Origin of the sequence: Sediminispirochaeta smaragdinae DSM 11293 (assembly GCF_000143985.1) — a bacterium.
GTDB lineage: Bacteria > Spirochaetota > Spirochaetia > DSM-16054 > Sediminispirochaetaceae > Sediminispirochaeta > Sediminispirochaeta smaragdinae.
In genome coordinates, this window is the sequence record NC_014364.1 from 3,474,345 (window position 1) to 3,490,951 (window position 16,607).

General features: G+C 49.6%; 12 protein-coding genes. 8 read left to right on the forward strand and 4 right to left on the reverse strand.

Features of this window, described 5'->3' with window-relative positions; genetic code table 11:
• Positions 1–92: 92 nt before the first annotated feature.
• The 3 genes from groL to SPIRS_RS16370 all read right to left on the reverse strand — a co-directional run bounded on the left by groL (position 93) and on the right by SPIRS_RS16370 (position 3,398).
• Entirely contained in the window at positions 93–1,754 is a 1,662-nt protein-coding gene (groL, locus tag SPIRS_RS16360; RefSeq protein WP_013255797.1) for a chaperonin GroEL, read from the reverse strand.
• A gap of 136 nt (positions 1,755–1,890) precedes the next feature.
• Complete coding sequence (locus SPIRS_RS16365) at positions 1,891–2,475, reverse strand: hydrolase (protein WP_013255798.1); 585 nt, start codon at positions 2,473–2,475, stop codon at positions 1,891–1,893.
• 122 nt (positions 2,476–2,597) lie between these two features.
• Complete coding sequence (locus tag SPIRS_RS16370; RefSeq protein WP_013255799.1) at positions 2,598–3,398, reverse strand: biotin--[acetyl-CoA-carboxylase] ligase; 801 nt, start codon at positions 3,396–3,398, stop codon at positions 2,598–2,600.
• Between the two features lie 154 nt (positions 3,399–3,552).
• On the opposite strand from SPIRS_RS16370, the gene SPIRS_RS16375 reads away from it, so the two are divergent.
• The 4 genes from SPIRS_RS16375 to SPIRS_RS16390 all read left to right on the forward strand — a co-directional run bounded on the left by SPIRS_RS16375 (position 3,553) and on the right by SPIRS_RS16390 (position 9,786).
• Entirely contained in the window at positions 3,553–4,023 is a 471-nt protein-coding gene (locus tag SPIRS_RS16375; protein ID WP_013255800.1) for an arginine repressor, read from the forward strand.
• A 119-nt stretch (positions 4,024–4,142) separates the two neighbouring features.
• The gene (locus SPIRS_RS16380; protein ID WP_013255801.1) at positions 4,143–5,414 is read left to right on the forward strand and encodes an argininosuccinate synthase; all 1,272 of its coding nucleotides are present in this window, start codon (positions 4,143–4,145) and stop codon (positions 5,412–5,414) included.
• A gap of 120 nt (positions 5,415–5,534) precedes the next feature.
• Positions 5,535–7,118 carry a glucose-6-phosphate isomerase gene (pgi, locus tag SPIRS_RS16385; protein WP_013255802.1) on the forward strand — a complete coding sequence of 528 codons (1,584 nt, stop codon included), beginning with the start codon at positions 5,535–5,537 and terminating at the stop codon, positions 7,116–7,118.
• A gap of 490 nt (positions 7,119–7,608) precedes the next feature.
• Positions 7,609–9,786 (forward strand): methyl-accepting chemotaxis protein, encoded by a 2,178-nt coding sequence (locus SPIRS_RS16390; protein WP_013255803.1) that lies wholly within the window; start codon positions 7,609–7,611, stop codon positions 9,784–9,786.
• A gap of 79 nt (positions 9,787–9,865) precedes the next feature.
• Here SPIRS_RS16390 and SPIRS_RS16395 read toward each other — a convergent pair whose 3' ends face one another.
• Positions 9,866–11,236, reverse strand: a complete 1,371-nt coding sequence (locus SPIRS_RS16395; protein WP_013255804.1) for an ATP-dependent 6-phosphofructokinase — start codon at positions 11,234–11,236, stop codon at positions 9,866–9,868.
• A 286-nt stretch (positions 11,237–11,522) separates the two neighbouring features.
• Between SPIRS_RS16395 and SPIRS_RS16400 the strand changes: the two genes are divergently transcribed.
• The 4 genes from SPIRS_RS16400 to SPIRS_RS16415 all read left to right on the forward strand — a co-directional run bounded on the left by SPIRS_RS16400 (position 11,523) and on the right by SPIRS_RS16415 (position 16,604).
• A complete protein-coding gene (locus tag SPIRS_RS16400) occupies positions 11,523–14,027 on the forward strand; it encodes an EAL domain-containing protein (RefSeq protein ID WP_013255806.1) in 2,505 nt (834 codons plus the stop codon).
• An 81-nt stretch (positions 14,028–14,108) separates the two neighbouring features.
• Positions 14,109–15,278 carry a M20/M25/M40 family metallo-hydrolase gene (locus tag SPIRS_RS16405; RefSeq protein WP_013255807.1) on the forward strand — a complete coding sequence of 390 codons (1,170 nt, stop codon included), beginning with the start codon at positions 14,109–14,111 and terminating at the stop codon, positions 15,276–15,278.
• Positions 15,268–16,254, forward strand: a complete 987-nt coding sequence (locus tag SPIRS_RS16410) for a glucosyl-3-phosphoglycerate synthase (protein ID WP_013255808.1) — start codon at positions 15,268–15,270, stop codon at positions 16,252–16,254. Before SPIRS_RS16405 ends, SPIRS_RS16410 begins: the two co-directional genes overlap by 11 nt.
• Positions 16,251–16,604: a lipopolysaccharide assembly protein LapA domain-containing protein gene (locus SPIRS_RS16415; protein ID WP_013255809.1), complete on the forward strand. Its 354-nt coding sequence runs from the start codon at positions 16,251–16,253 to the stop codon at positions 16,602–16,604. The genes SPIRS_RS16410 and SPIRS_RS16415 overlap by 4 nt, the downstream gene beginning before the upstream one ends.
• Positions 16,605–16,607 lie beyond the last annotated feature (3 nt).

Sequence of the window (16,607 nt, forward strand, 5' to 3'; positions counted from 1 at the left end):
ACAAAAGGCCCCCGCGCACCTTGGCACAGGGGCCCTACATGGTCAAGACAGAAAACCGTGAAACGGTATGCTGCCATCGCCTAAAAGCGATGTTACATCATACCGCCCATGCCTCCCATTCCGCCCATGCCTCCCATTCCGGCACCAGGAGCACCGGCAGCGGGTTCAGCCTTCTCAGGCAGGTCGGTAATGGAGCACTCGGTGGTAAGCAGAAGCGCTGCAATGGAAGCGGCATTCTGAAGAGCACTGCGGGTAACCTTGGCAGGATCAATGATACCAGCCTTGAGCATATCGGTCCATTCCATCTTTCCAGCGTCGAAACCGATACCCTTCTTCTCGTGCTTTGCCTTGTCGGCAATGATCGCACCGTCGAGACCGGCATTGATGGCGATCTGACGAATCGGCTCTTCCAGAGCACGGCGAACGATTCTGTATCCTACCTGCTCCTCATCACCGAAGGAGGAAATATCCTTTTTCTCGAGGGCGTGTACGGCCTGGATCAGGGTAAGACCACCACCGGGGATAACCCCTTCTTCGATGGCTGCCCTGGTGGCGGAAAGAGCATCCTCAACCCGATGCTTCTTCTCCTTCAATTCAACCTCGGTTGCCGCACCGACATTGATCACGGCGACACCGCCGGCCAATTTGGCAAGTCGCTCCTGGAGCTTCTCGCGGTCGTAATCGCTGGTGGTATCCTCGATCTGAGCCTTGATCTGAGCAATTCGGTCCTTAAGATCGGAAGCCTTACCCTCACCATTGATGATGGTGGTGTTTTCTTTCTCAACCTTGACGGTCTTTGCCTGACCGAGCTGGCTAAGATCGGTGCTTTCGAGCTTCATACCGAGCTCTTCGCTGATCACCTGCCCACCGGTAAGAACGGCGATATCTTCGAGCATAGCCTTTCGGCGATCACCAAAACCCGGGGCCTTGACCGCAACGGCGTTCAGGGTTCCGCGGATGCTGTTGACAACCAGGGTGGCAAGAGCCTCACCATCCACATCCTCGGCAATGATAAGAATCGGCTTGTTGGCCTGAGCAACCTTCTCAAGAATGGGAAGGAGATCCTTCATGTTGGAAATCTTTTTGTCGTGAATCAAAATATAAGGGCTTTCAAGAACGGCGGTCATGGTTTCGCGGTTGGTTGCGAAATAGGGAGAAAGATAACCGCGGTCGAACTGCATACCCTCGACGAAATCAGTTGAAGTGTCGATGTTCTTCGACTCCTCAACGGTGATGACACCGTCCTTTCCGACCTTTTCCATCGCATTGGCGATCTCATCACCAATCTCGCGATCGTTGTTGGCGGAAATGGTTGCAACCTGAGCAATCTCTTCCTTGTCCTTGATCTCTTTTGCATTTTTCTTGATTTCCACAATCGCATCTTCAACAGCCTTGTCGATTCCGCGCTTGATACCCATGGGGTTGATTCCGGCGGCAACGCTCTTCATCCCCTCTTTGATAATGGAGTAGGCAAGAACCGTCGCAGTAGTGGTTCCGTCACCGGCAACATCATTGGTTTTGGTCGCCACCTCTTTCAGCAGCTGAGCACCCATGTTCTCAAAAGGATCTTCGAGTTCAACCTCTTTCGCGACGGAAACACCGTCTTTGGTGACTGTAGGAGCACCGAATTTCTTGTCGATCAGAACATTTCGTCCCTTGGGCCCAAGGGTAACCTTTACCGCGTTGGAAATCTTCTCAACGCCCCTGGTCAGTGATCTGCGGGCCTCTTCGTTAAAACTGAGCTGTTTCGCCATCGTCATAACCTCGCTTCTCTATTAGTGTTATTAATGTGTTTAATAATGAAGAGCTAATGCTATTTCTGAAGCTAAGATACAAATATTTCGGGCAAACGCCAAGAAGAAATTTGCATTTTTTCAGCTTTCTGCTCTTTTACTCGTCTTCTCCAATCGTACCTTTTAAGCCGATCTCTTCTGCGACCGTCCGCATTCCCTCGATGGTATCGGTAATAAGATCACTCACCTCAACACCGAGCATGGCAGCCCCCTTCTCGATAATCGAACGGTCGACACCGGCGGCAAAGCCCGCCGACTTCCACTTTTTCTTTACCGATTTCGCCTTCATATCCAAAACGCTTCGGGAGGGACGAACCAAGGCAGTGGCAGTCACTAAACCCGTCAATTCATCAACGGCAAAGAGACTCTTTTCCATTACGCTTTGCGGCTCCACATCCACGCAAATTCCCCAGCCGTGACTCTGGACCGCACGAATATACTCCTCGGGCCAGTTGTCGGCCTCCATCAGCTCCCTCACCTTGACGCAATGCTCTTCAGGATACTTCTCATAATCGACATCGTGAATCAAACCGACGATGCCCCACTTCTCTTCATCCTCTTCCGCCTTTCGGGCAAGGTGTCGCATCACCGCTTCGACGGACAATGCGTGTTTGATCAGCGCCTCGGATTCCGTCCACTTTGTCAATAGAGCCCATGCATCTTCCCGCGTCGGCTTTTCCATGATTCTGCTCCTCCTCTATCGTTTATCGTTTCTATCTTTTTTGTATCTATTCTGGGCGCCACCCAGCCGCTACGCGGCCGGGTCGGGCCTCTACGGGGTACGCTCATCGCTTCCGTCCTTCGCTATCGCTCAGGACCGCCTTCGGCGCCCTCCGAGTCCCTGGCGCGGGGAAAGAGTATCTCAGCACTGAAAAACGCATCAGGCTCGCCGGATCCGGTGTCGAGCAAAAGCTCTCCGTCCCGTCCGATTCCAACAAGACGGCCGCTCACCCTCCTGTCGACGTTGGGATCACCGTCGAGTAAGGTAATCTCTTCACCCCGAAGATAGAGCATGTCGCTGCAGCGTCGGTGCCAAAGCGGATCTGAAAGCGCCGCATCAAGGGCAGCAAGGAGATCAGGCAGAAGGCTGAGGGGCTCGAACAGCATCCCCGATGCCAGCAAGAGGCTGGTAGCCCCGAAAGCGGAGGTATTGCCTTCCCGACTCTCAAGCGGAAGGGATTTCTGGGCAACATTCAAGCCGATACCCACGGCGGCAACAGCACCATAGCTCTCACAAAGGATACCACTTACCTTTTTGCCGTCAAGCAAAAGGTCATTCGGCCACTTTAAAAGAGGGTGTAACGTCGTTTTCTGCTCTATAAGGGTCGCAAGAGCAAGGGCCGCAATCATGGGCAAGGGCGCCCCTCGCCCCACGACACGATCCTTCGGAAGAGCGACGGTGAACATCAGACTTTCCCCCGGAGCCGACTCCCAGCGCCTCCCGGAGATCCGACAGCGGCCGGATTGCTGAAACCCCGCGACCACCACAAAGCCGGGCTTCTGTCCCTCGGAGACCATGACTCTGGCCCGATGCATGGTGGAATCGACCACAGGCTCGTAGTAGACGGCACCCCCAAAAGGGTTTGAACAACCCAAAACATCCATTTCTAAACTCTACCCGAGGCGGGCTCTTTTGACAATCACGTATAATCATGTGAAAAAGCACTTTTTTTAAAAAAACCACTTGCAAAAAAAGGCAATTCATCATAATTTTTATACAAATTTTCGGTATAAATATTCATTTTTACAGGAAGAAACAATGAAGGAACGTAGCCAACGCCTTCGTAAAATACGGGAACTGATTCGGGAAAATAGGATAGAAAGCCAGGAAGCGCTTTTGGAGCGGCTTCATGATGAAAACTACAAGGTTACCCAGGCGACCCTGAGTCGCGACCTTAAATTTCTCAAGGTGGGTAAGATTTCCGACGGCTGGTCGGGCTACTACTATGCCCTTCCGGAGGATGAAAACTCAAATGAATCGGAAAAGGGACTTGTCCAGGACATGCACCGGGGGGTGGTCTCCATGGAGTTCTCCGGAAACCTGGGGGTTATCAAAACCCGTCAGGGCCATGCGGACAGTGTCGCCTTTGCCCTGGACAAGCTCAACCTTCCGGAGGTCCTGGGAAGTGTCGCGGGAGACGATACCATCTTTGTCGTGCTCCGGGAAGGTGTGACGAAGGAAGACCTTCTTCAGACCTTCCGGGAACGCATTCCCGAAATAGGAACCTAACGATGCATAATCACGCAACATTTCTGATCGAAATCCAGATGAAGGGGCGCTTCCTCCGTCGAGGCTAAGCTTCGGAATCCCCGCAGAAACATACTACTACACAAAACAAGGAGAACCTAATGAGTTCGGAAATTAAAAAGATTGCGCTCGCTTATTCGGGCGGGCTGGACACCAGCATCATTATTCCATGGTTGAAAGAACACTATCCAGGCAGCGAAATTGTCGGTGTCTGTGTCAATGTCGGACAGGACGAAGAGTGGGACAACATGGAACAAAAGGCCCTTGATTCCGGGGCAAGTAAGCTCTACATTAGAGACGTTCGGGATGAGTTCTGTGATGATTATCTCTACCCCCTCATCAGATCAGGCGGTATCTACGAAGGAAAGTATTACCTGGGGACAGCCATTGCACGCCCCCTGCAGGCAAAGCACATCGCAGAAATTGCTCTGGCCGAAGGAGCCCAGGCTGTTGCCCACGGCTGTACCGGAAAGGGAAACGACCAGGTTCGCTTCGAACTGAGCTTCAAGGCCCTTGCTCCCCAGCTGAAGGTCATTGCCCCCTGGAGGGTCTGGGATATCACCAGCCGTGAGGAGGCCATCGACTATGCCGCCGCTCACAACGTTCCCCTCGGAAACATCAGCAAGAAAAATATCTACAGCCGCGACTGGAATATCTGGCACATGAGCCACGAGGGCGGCGATCTTGAAGATCCCTACAACAGGCCGCAGGAGCCCATGTTCCAGCTTACCAAAAGCCCTCAGAACGCACCGGACAAGGAGACCGAAATCATCCTCCAGTTCGATAAGAGCAAGCCTGTTGCCCTGAACGGCAAAAAGATGAGTTTTCTGGAGATTCTTGAAGAGCTTAACAGGCTTGGCGCCGAAAACGGCATCGGCCGGTCGGATGTGGTGGAGACGAGGCTGGTTGGAATGAAGAGCCGGGGAGTCTACGAAACCCCGGGAGGAACGATCCTTTTTGCGGCCCTGAAAGAGCTCGAGATGATCACCATTGATCCCGATGTCCTCTCGATGAAGCAGCAGATGGCCCTGAAGTATTCCGAGGTGGTTTACAGTGGAAAGTGGTTCACTTCCATTAGAAAATCTCTCGATGCCTTCATGGCCGAGGCATGCAAGTATGTAAGCGGTGAGGTACGGCTTGTACTTTATAAGGGGAACATCATCGTCGGAGGCAGACGTTCACCCTATTCGCTTTACATGGCGGATCTCGCCTCTTTCGGTGCGACAAGCTATAATCACGCCGATGCGACCGGATTCATCAACCTCTACGGCCTCTCTACGGGCGTGGCGGCGATGGTTCACAAAAAGATGGACGCGGAAACAGGGCAGGCTCCCGCCATGCTCGGAACCGCTGCAACCTTTCACGATAAATAGGCTCTTATCTATCCATGTGGATATGGTGAAATTGCGGCCGCCGATACCTCAACGGATCGGCGGCCTTTTTCTTACATAGTCGCGCTTGACAATACGCCCGGGAAGCAACATCCTGTTCTCATGGAGAAAAACAACATATCATATATTGACCTCGATCAGGCAAAGGCTTTCAAGGCCCTTGAAACACTTTCGCCTCTTTCACTGGAGAAGCTGCTTACCACTTCCGCAATCGCCGAGAAAACAGCGGCCTCGGGGGCTGGCCTCAGCTACAATTATGCAGCCATGCCGGTCGGAGAGAAGCAGCTCGAACTGCTTGAACAACTGACCGAAGAGATGCAGCTTATCGGAAAGTTCCGCCTCCTTGCCGCCGGCGGGGTGATGAATACCGGCGAAAAGCGTAAGGTGCTCCATCACCTTTGCAGGAGCGAACTGGTCGGCAAAGTGCTTGATGAAAAGGGCCAGGATATTGGAGCCTTTTATCGCGAACAGCAGAGACGATTTTCCGACTTTGCCGGTAAGGTGCACGCCGGGGAGATCACCGGCTCTACGGGAAAGGCTTTTACCACGGTACTCCAGATCGGAATTGGAGGCTCGGACCTCGGTCCGAGGGCCCTCTACCTCGCCCTGGAGGGAGCCGTGGAAGCCAAAATGAAGGGGCTGTTCATCAGCAATGTCGATCCCGACGACGCTGCGGCCGTGCTTTCGGGGATCGACCCCGAACGTACCCTCTTTATTCTGGTCTCCAAAAGCGGAACCACCCAGGAGACCCTTACGAACCGGGATCTGGTACTCTCATGGCTGGAATCAAAAGAAATTCCCGGCCTGAAACCTGGAAAGCAGATGGTGGCCGTTACCAGTGCAACCAGTCCCCTTGCAGGCTCCGATACGCTTCTGGATAGTTTCTATATCGATGATTTCATCGGAGGACGCTACTCTTCAACCAGCGCCGTCGGAGGAGTCATCCTTTCCCTCGCCTTTGGTCCCGAAGTCTTCGATCGACTGCTTAAAGGAGCGGCTGAAACCGATGCAATCGCTCTAAACGCACCATTTCGGGAAAATGCGCCCCTTCTGGACGCAGCAATCGGCCTCTATCTCAGAAACATCCTTCACTATCCAGTTACCGCAGTGCTTCCTTACAGCCAGGCACTCAGTCGATTTCCGGCCCACCTTCAGCAGTTGGATATGGAAAGTAACGGTAAAAGGGTGAACCGGGACGGGAAGCCACTAGGCTACTCCACCGGACCTGTGGTTTTCGGAGAACCGGGAACCAACGGTCAACACAGCTTCTACCAGCTTCTTCATCAGGGAACCGACATTATTCCTCTTCAGTTTGTCGGATTCAAAAAAAGTCAGCGGGGAGAGGACAGAAACGACGAGGCGGGAATCAACAGTCAAAGGAAATTGAATGCAAACCTCGCCGCACAAATCATCGCCTTCGCAAAGGGCAAAGAAGACGTGAATCCGAACAAAAGCTTTCCGGGTGGACGCCCCTCAAGCCTGTTGGTCGGCGACCGTTTATCTCCCGAAGTGTTAGGCGCTCTGTTGGCCCACTTTGAAAACAAGGTCATGTTTCAAGGCTTCCTCTGGAATATCAACTCTTTCGATCAGGAAGGGGTCCAGTTGGGTAAGATTCTCACGAAAAAGCTCCTTTCGGGAGAAACAGAAGACCAGGAACTCATGGCCTTCGACACACTACTTCGCTAAGCATAACGAAAACTACGTATGATAGCTCATCCCTTGATGAGGTGACGGACAAAAAAACCCCCCAGGGAAAAGGAGGTACAAAACCCTGGGGGGAACATCTAAAAGGAGGTCGATGAAAAAAGATTTCATGCTCTCTGCAATAAAGCAAACCATTCTGGCTGGAAATGGTTACAAGCTTTATCACAAAAAAGCCTTTCGATCTCCGGTTCTATGAACCATTGATCACATCAATTTTCTCCAGTAACGTAATCAAACAAATCGGAATGGTCAAGTCTTTTTCGCACTTTTTTTCACAATTTTAAAGAAAAAAAATGATGGTTTCCTAAATTTCTCAAAAATCATACGAATTTGTAGCTAGTGCTCAAAATCCTGAAGAGAGAAGGATACAAGCGTCCTTTCCCATAGGTAATGGACATCTGCCTCTGCCGGTTGACCATAGACGATTCCGTCGATTATCATTAGATGTAATTTTCTTCCCAAGGAGCCTTCGATGGCACATACGTCGTTTCCTATGCCACGTTCCAGTGAACGTTTTCCGGCATTCAGGGTGAGAATCCTCATAAACATCACACTCGTTATCTTTGTCAGTGTATTTGCAACCCAGCTTTTAAAGATGGTGGTAGAGGGAATGACCTACAGGGTCAATGCCTTTTCGATCATCGTGGAGAGGACCGGTACACTTATGTTGTTCACCGTTCTTCCCCAGATTCTTTTTCTTGATTTACTGCTTTTTTTCTATCTTAAGCCCCTCCACAAAACAGTGCTCAAGAGATTTAAGGGAGAGCACGTTGATAGCGACGAGCAGCAACGCGCCAGGAAAATTCTCTCCCGCCTTCCCCGTATTGTGCTCTTTGCAAATATTTTCTGCATGCAATTGGGATCAATCCATGAGATTGCCAGACAACATCTCTCTTCAGCGGAAATACTATTTTTTATTCTTGAAAATCTAGCCAGCGGCGGTGTGTTCGGAATGCTGCAGAATAGTTTCAACACCATCATTCTTCAACGCCCCAGGGAGATACTTGGATTGCATTCGGTAGAAAAGGGAACCAGAGAGCAAAGTCTGATTCTTAGGCAAACACTGGTGGTGGTTTTTCTGGCCTCTTTTCTCATGTTAACCTTCATCGATGTCGGTAGTACGGTGATCCAAGGCAACTCACAATTTACCAATCTCATTGAAAAGGTCGTTAAAGGCGATATCGATCTGAATGAAGCGAGAACAGAGTACAAAAATAGTGTCTCGGCCAAACTGAATGTGTCGGCGGACCGCATTGATTTTCCTTTGGACAACGAACAGGCGGAGCGACTCAATCCTAAAAAGATTTTCCAGATTGTATTTGTTACCATGCTGATCATTGCCTTTCTCATTCAGTTTATTGCATCTAGGGCCCAAACCCGGCAACTAAAAAGCCTGTCGCGTAAGCTTGAAGAATTGTCAACCGGAAACGCAGATCTAACGAAACGAATTACCATCACGCAATTCGATGAGATAGGGGATGTGGCCGATCGTCTCAATGTTTTCCTCGAAAAGCTTCGCTTGATGCTCAAAGATATCGTACAGGCAAGCTTGGAGGTGAACGACTCGAGCAAAACCCTTGAAGAGGTGCTTGAAAACACCGTCAGCGCAACCAATGAAATGGCTGCGGCTGTTAAGCAGGTAAGTACCAATGCAGTCAGGCAGTCTTCGGTGGTAAACGATACCAAACTAAGCCTTGAGAGTATGCTTGGCAGCCTTGATACCATTAGTGAAAACGTCAATACCCAGGCAAGCTTTGTCGAGCAGACCTCCAGTGCCATGAACGAAATAGCCGCCAGCATAAAGTCCGTCAGTCAAGCCACAGGTAGGGCCAACGACCTTGCAGATACCCTTATGCAGGTTGCCGACGAGGGACGATCGGCAGTGGATAACTCTGTGCAGGCTGTAAAAGAGGTAGAGGTTTCTTCAGAAGAGGTAAACAATATTGTCGGAGTTATCACAAAGATAGCGGCACAGACAAATATGCTGGCGATGAATGCAGCCATTGAGGCGGCACATGCAGGTGATGCAGGTAAGGGCTTTGCGGTTGTTGCCGAAGAGGTTCGTTCTCTTGCCGAAAATAGCTCTACGAGTGCAAAGAAGATCACCTCGCTGATCAACGAAATGGTGGAACGGGTTAATAAGGGGGTTACACTCTCCGAACAAGCCGGCGTTTCGCTCCAAAGGGTAACGGCCGACATCAATAAAACCACGAATTTGATAAATGAGATTGCCGCTGCAATGGATGAGCAAAACTCAGGAGCAGAGGAAATTCTTGAGGCTATAAACTCTTTGGTCGATGCCACGAGCCAAATCAGATCAATCGCCCATGAGCAAAAAGAAAAGAATCGTATCATCAGATCTTCAATATCAACCTTGGTCCAGATTTTTTCCGAAATCCAACAGGCGACTATGGACCAGGCAGAGGGTAACGAAAACATCGTTGAGGGAGTTTCCCATTTAAAGGAAGTCGCCACCCAAAACAGAGAAGTCGTAACGATGATGACGCACCTGCTTTCAGGCTTTGTGTTGGATGCGGAGAAAGAGACGGGAAAACGTAAGCAGATAGAGAAGATAGAGAAAAAAGAGACGCAAAGGGAAGTTGCCGAAACGGAAACCGGCATTCGTCATGCCGATATGGTAGACCGATAAAAGGTTAAAGACATAAAAAAACTTCCGATCAGACGGTCGGAAGTTTTTTTATCTTCGAATGGATGGGGAATCGGTATCGTTACTTCTTCCCTTCCTGCTTCATACCCTTTTCATGTGCTTTTTCGCCCTTGTCACACATATTAACCGGCTGCCGAGTATTTTCAACCACATCACGCCACAGACTCCCTTCGGTATTGACGTGTTTACGTTTGGAAACCGCAACCCGCATGGGAAGATGGACAAAGGTATTGTTTACCATGCTCATCAAGGTTTTCGTCTTACCGGCCATGGCCGCATGGACCGCGTGGGCGCCCAGTCTGCTGCAGTAAATCGAATCGTTTGGGTTGGCCGGAGAACTTCGAATAATGTAACTGGGATCGATATACTTAATATTTACTTCCATGTCGATGGATATAAAGTATGCCTTGATTTTTTCCTTCAAGAACACCCCGATATCGGCAAGACGCTTATTGCCGGAGAGATCTGTCTCTCCGGTTTCCGAAACAAGCTCCTGTCCGGCTCCCTCTGCAACAAGAATGACTGCATGATTTCGATCAAGTAGGCGTTTTCGCAGGCTTTCAAAAAGGCCGTTCGGGCCATCCAGATCAAAGGGGCTCTCGGGAATAAGGCAAAAATTAACATCACTCATGGCAAGCGCGGCATAGGCTGCAATAAACCCGCTCTCTCGGCCCATCACTTTCACCAAGCCGATACCATTGATGGTATCGTGTGCTTCGACATGGGCACCTCGAACAACATCGACAGCCTTCTCCACCGCCGTTTCAAACCCGAAAGAGCGCTGAATAAAGGAGAGATCATTATCGATAGTCTTCGGAATGCCAATCACGGAAACCCGCAAAGCTCGCCGTTCCAATTCCTCGGCAATCTCAAGGGCCCCCCGTTGGGTACCATCGCCTCCAATGGTAAAAAGCATATTAATATTTAGTCGTTCAATGGCATCGGCAATTTCCCCGACCCTGTCTCCACCGCCCCGGGCCGAGCCGAGAACGGTACCGCCTCGGGCCTGAATATCATCGACATACTCGGGATCAAGCTCTAGGGTACTGAAATTACTTTCGGAAAGAAAACCACGATACCCGTTTTTGATGCCGGTAATACGCTTTATGCCATAGCTGTACCAAAGACACCGGACGATGGCCCTGACAACATTGTTCAAGCCGGGGCATAGCCCTCCACAGGTGACAACAGCGGCATGGACATGCGCAGGATTAAAGTAGACCTTCTCCCGCGGTCCTGCACGCTCCAGAAGCTCTTCGGTCTTAAAAGGCCCCCTGGTATCACCGGCTGCCGCATCAATCTCAAAAAGGATCCGCTCGGAATCACTGACATAGTTGGCAATGGAATCACCTTTGACCGTCGACATTTTAATCGGCGACTGTATATTAGGTTCACCAAGCGAGGGAACGGAAAAATCGAAATCATCTGGCATTGGAACCTCCTGCCTGCACTCCAAGTAGCTGATAAAATAATAGTAAACCCGCTCTATCCTTGCAAGGAGGAGGGGTGGCTTTCTCTTCGATACTTTTTAGCGTTTAAAGCGGAGATAGGAGAATGCCGATAGAAAGGAAGGTAGTGTTCCGAATTCTGGTGATGGCCCATCCCTATAGTCAGAATATCACCACTATTCGTAACACTAGGTACACGCTCAAAGTAGATACTTTTATATATGTAAGAGTTTTTATCTTGAATAGTTTCTCAGGGGTTGATACGTAACCATGATAGTACTTATTTCCGGATGGTCTCTTATAACCTTTGTGTCATTGCTTATTGTTGTCGTGCTCACTTCTGGGATTTACTTTCAACGAGAAAGCAGCCTCCTGGGGAACATGATCTTCATGCCGGGAGCCGTTGCTTCGTTCTGGATGCTTTTTGAAGCCCTTACCCTATTATCGCCACACCGAAATGAGGCAATCTTCTGGGCCACCGGTTGGTTTTTGGGTTTTCTCCTCTACCAGCCAGCCCTTCTTTTTTATTTTGCAAGCTTCGATGAAGATCGCCCAACGGGAAAAAGACGGATTACCGCCGTTATTGATTTGCTCTTTGTGATAGCAGGGATCACCTACTTCATTTTTATGGTAAGGACAACCACGCTTAAAGCTGCCGAAAATAGTCTGACCATCAACCCCGTCGGTTTTCTCCCGAAGCCTCATTACCATTTTTCCTGGTATATTCTCTATTTTGTCCTTCGAATCACCGCACAACTGCGTAAAATGGGTAAGCAACTATTCGCCAACGTAAGCAGCGCCCAATGGCGTAGAATTCTCTGGTTTCCCCTTACGGTAGCCTGTATGGTTCTCCTTTTAACGGACTACCTTGCAATGTGTGGTTTACCGCTGCTTCCCATTGGACAGGTTGCTTCGGCCGCTTTTTTCTTTCTCCTCTTTGCGGGAGTACGATACCGTTTTTTCTTTCGGCCGTCGGCACGTTTTGCTGCCGATGAAATCCTTCAGACCATGCCCGATCCCTTGCTTGTGTGCGATACGGAAGGCCACATTCAGGTAATCAATAATGCATTTTGCAAGGTTTTCGATTATAGTCCGGAAGAAATTATCGGGAAGAACCTTTTCTTCACCGAAAACCGTGAAAATAGAAAGGTCGTGCTCGAAGCGGTACGGGAGGAACAGATAAACGGCTTGGAACGGATCCTCTATGACCGTAATGGAAATCCTATTTACACAAGCCTTTCTCTTTCCTGGCTCCACGATCGGGACAAGGCCAGAGCAGGGGCTATCGTGGCCGTTCAGGACATCAGAAACTATCATCATGCCTTGGACAGGCTTGAAGATCTCTATCACAGGACGGAGGCAATGGTCCAGGAACGGACAAAAGAGCTTCAGGAGACAAACCTCACTCTGAAAAATGAAATTGCTTCCAGACGCCAGGCCCAGGAACGGCTTCACCACGCAGCCTATCATGACAGCCTGACGGGATTGCCGAATAGGGAGATGTTCACAGAGCGTTTGCAACTGGTTTTCAGCAAGTATATGCACAGGAACGGTGCCACTTTCGCCCTTTTATTCATCGACCTTGATCGTTTTAAAATGATTAATGATTCACTGGGGCATCTTTCGGGAGATATGGTGCTTAAGGAAACCGCGGATCGCCTGGAAAATTGCCTCAGGGATGTCGATACCATCGGAAGAATGGGAGGAGATGAATTTGTTGTCCTGATGGAGGACATAGGAGAGAGTCGAGCGGTGATCACCGCGGCGGAGCGTATCATCGAAAGCATGAAGAAACCCTTTTGCATTCGTATCGAAAATCGTGTACACGAGATCAGCACCAGTGCCAGCGTCGGCATTACCATTGTCAATCCACGATATATCAACGCCGAGGAGATGTTGAGGGACGCCGATCTTGCTCTTTACCGAGCAAAAGAGCTGGGAAAGAACTGTTACGAAATCTTCAATGAGGATATTCAGGCGGGGGCTCTGGCACATATGGATATCGAACGGGGACTTAGAAATGCCCTACAACACGATGAATTCGAGCTCCACTATCAACCAATCATTAATCTTGCCACAAAAAGCCTTGCAGGTTTCGAGGCTCTGATTCGCTGGCATCATCCGGAAAAAGGGCTTTTGCATCCTGCTTCTTTCATTCCTGTAGCGGAAGAGAGCGATCTTATCGTCGAGATCGATAGGTGGGTACTTCAAAGATCATGCAGCGAACTTTCACAATGGCATAAGGCCCTCTCCTTTCAACAAAAGCTTCCCTCGGTGAGTATCAACATCTCTGCCCGTCACCTCGCTGCCGGCAGAAAACTCATTGATGACATAAAAGATACCCTTAAGCAAAGCGGGCTATCTCCTGAAACTCTGATCATAGAGATAACCGAAAGCGCGATCATCAAAAGTATGGATACGGCAAAAACGATCTTGAATCAGATAAAAGGTCTGGGAGTCGGATTACATTTGGACGATTTTGGAGAGGGCTATTCCTCGGTTAATCTCCTTAAGAATGTTCCTTTCGACGCCATGAAAATCGACCGTGCTTATGTCACGGGCATGAAAAGGGAAAATCCGGGGAGCAGACTCCTGAGAACCATCGTCGAACTGGGCCATTCCATGGATAAAGCGGTCATAGCAGAGGGGATAGAGGCTCCGGGAGAGGCTGAACTGTTGAAATCCTTCCACTGTGAGCATGGACAAGGTTTTCTGTTCAGCAAGCCGATAAAAAGCGAAGATATCGGCAGCTATATGGAGCAATTTCCGATGTAGCTAGCTGCTACACTCCTCCCTCTATAATGGTAATGGTTGCAAGAGCAGCTCCTCTCGCGTACACTATGGAAGGAGATACCTATGGAAAAACAGATAAATAATCTCATTGAAGGCCTTTCGGAGTACCCGGTTAAGCTAAGGTCTTTGCGGGATATTGTCCTTGCGAACCTCGTGATGTTGGGAGAAATTCCGGCGCCGACCTTCAGGGAGCAGGCAAGAATGGATTACTTCGTTCACCGCCTCACCGAAAATCAGCTCCTAAATTGTTCGACCGATGAGGTAGGAAATGGATTGGGCATTCTTCCGGGAGAGAATGGTGATCGAAATATCCTCATAGTCGCCCATCTTGATACGGTCTTCGACGAGAAGATCGATCATACGATTTCCATTCATCCCAATCGTGTCGTAGGACCGGCTGTCGGAGACAATGCATTGGGTGTTGCAACATTGGTCTCCCTCCCCTCCCTTATGGAGGAACTCGGCATCAAGCTCGACAGTAATTTAATTCTGATGGGATCGGCCAGAAGTCTCGGCCGAGGCAATATCGAGGGATTACGCTTTTTCCTCGACAATACCGATATGCCGATCTCGGCGGGAGTGTGTGTGGAAGGAGTAAAGCTTGGACGGATAAGCTATTCTTCCATCGGTATGGTTCGCTGCGAGATTGCCTTTCGGGTTCCTGAAGAGTACGACTGGACTCGCTTCGGTGCTGTTGGTTCGATCGTAACAGTAAACGAACTAATAGACAGAATTCTCGAGATTCCTCTTCCAAAACGGCCAAAGACAAGTATCGTTCTCGGTTCCATTAACAGCGGAAGGGGATTTAATACCATTGCAACCGATGCGGTATTGCGCTTGGAAATCAGGAGTGAATCGGGAGAGATGGTTCAGCAACTCAAAACCCAAATCCAGAATATTGCCGAAGAGGTATCAAGCCACAACGGCTCTGAGGTAAATATCCACTTTCTCGGGCAAAGAAAGCCCGGCGGTATCTCCTTCTCCCATCCTCTCGCCGAAAATGCCAGGCTCATTATGAACAGTTTGGGGATCACCCCCAGAATAAGCCCCAGCACATCGGAATTGTCGGCCTTTATCGATAAAAACATTCCGGCGGTCACCCTCGGGATCACCGACGGCGAGAACTTAAATAAACGAAATGAGTCCATCGAAATCGAACCAATCTATACGGGGATAGCCCAGCTCCTCGGCTTGATTTTGGCCATCGACAGGGGGTACTGTAATGAATCTTAACAATTGGATCAGAAAGAATACCTATCACCATACCGATTTTTCCGACCTTTCCGCACTGGTCGAAGAGAAGCAGCGCCGGGAGCTCACCATCTCGCTCTGTATCCCAACCCTGAACGAGGAAAAAACCATTGGGAAAGAGGTCGTCCTCTTCCGATCGGAATTGATGAATCACTACCCGCTCATCGACGAAATAGCAATCATCGATTCGGGTTCCACGGACAAAACCATCGAGGTGGCAAAATCTTTTGGTGCCGACACCTATCTTGCTTCCGATATCTTGCCTCGTCTTGAGTCAAAGCGGGGTAAGGGGGAAAACCTTTGGAAGGCGATCTATCAGCTTCGAGGAGATATCATTGTGTATATCGATGCCGATATCAAGAATATACATCCACGTTTTGCTTACGGTTTGATAGGTCCCCTTGTTTATCGGCCCGAAGTCCAGTATGTGAAGGCTTTCTACGACAGGCCCCTGGCCTTTAGCCAGGGTGTTCGTCCTTCAGGAGGGGGAAGAGTGACCGAGATTCTTGTACGCCCCCTTTTCAGCCTCTTTTTTCCTGAATTATCGGCAATTATACAGCCCTTGTCGGGCGAATATGCCGTGAGGCGAGCGGTCCTTGAGCAGATTCCGTTTCCCATCGGCTACGGAGTTGAAACCAGCCACCTCATCGATATCTATCAGCTTTTGGGGATGGAGGCCTTTGCGCAAACGGACCTCGACCAACGGGTCCATCGAAATCAGGATACCAGGAGCCTTGGTAAAATGTCGTTTGGTATCTTGCAAACCTTCTTTAATAGGCTTCAGAGCTTGAATATCATCGGTGACGAGCTTGAGCTTGAAACGATTCTCAGGCAGTTTCAGGTCAAAGAGGATCAATTCGAATCGATCGAGTTCAACATCATCGAGGAAGAACGGCCCCCGATGCAAGGCATCGAGGAATATGCAGAAAAAATGAAGAAAAGGGGCGAAAAAACATGATTTCTCTGGTTATAGATATCTTGTTACTCATCGTTTTAGCCGTTTTTGTGGCTCTCAATGTCCCATATACCACCGACGTCAATATTTTCGGACATGTCACACAAGGGGTGTCTTCTGTCGCGGTCATCCTCATCAGCATTGTTGTGGGAGTACTATTCTCTTTTTTCTTCTATCTCGGTGAGAGTATGAGGAAATCGAGAAAGACAAAGGAGAAGCGACGATTGAAGGAACTAAAGGAAAAAGAGAAATTAATTGCCAAAGTTCCTCAAAGTGATGAAAGTAAAGCAGAAAAACAAAAACAGATACAAAAGCAGCCCCGGCTGTTTGACCGTTTCGGCAAAAGAGGATAACAA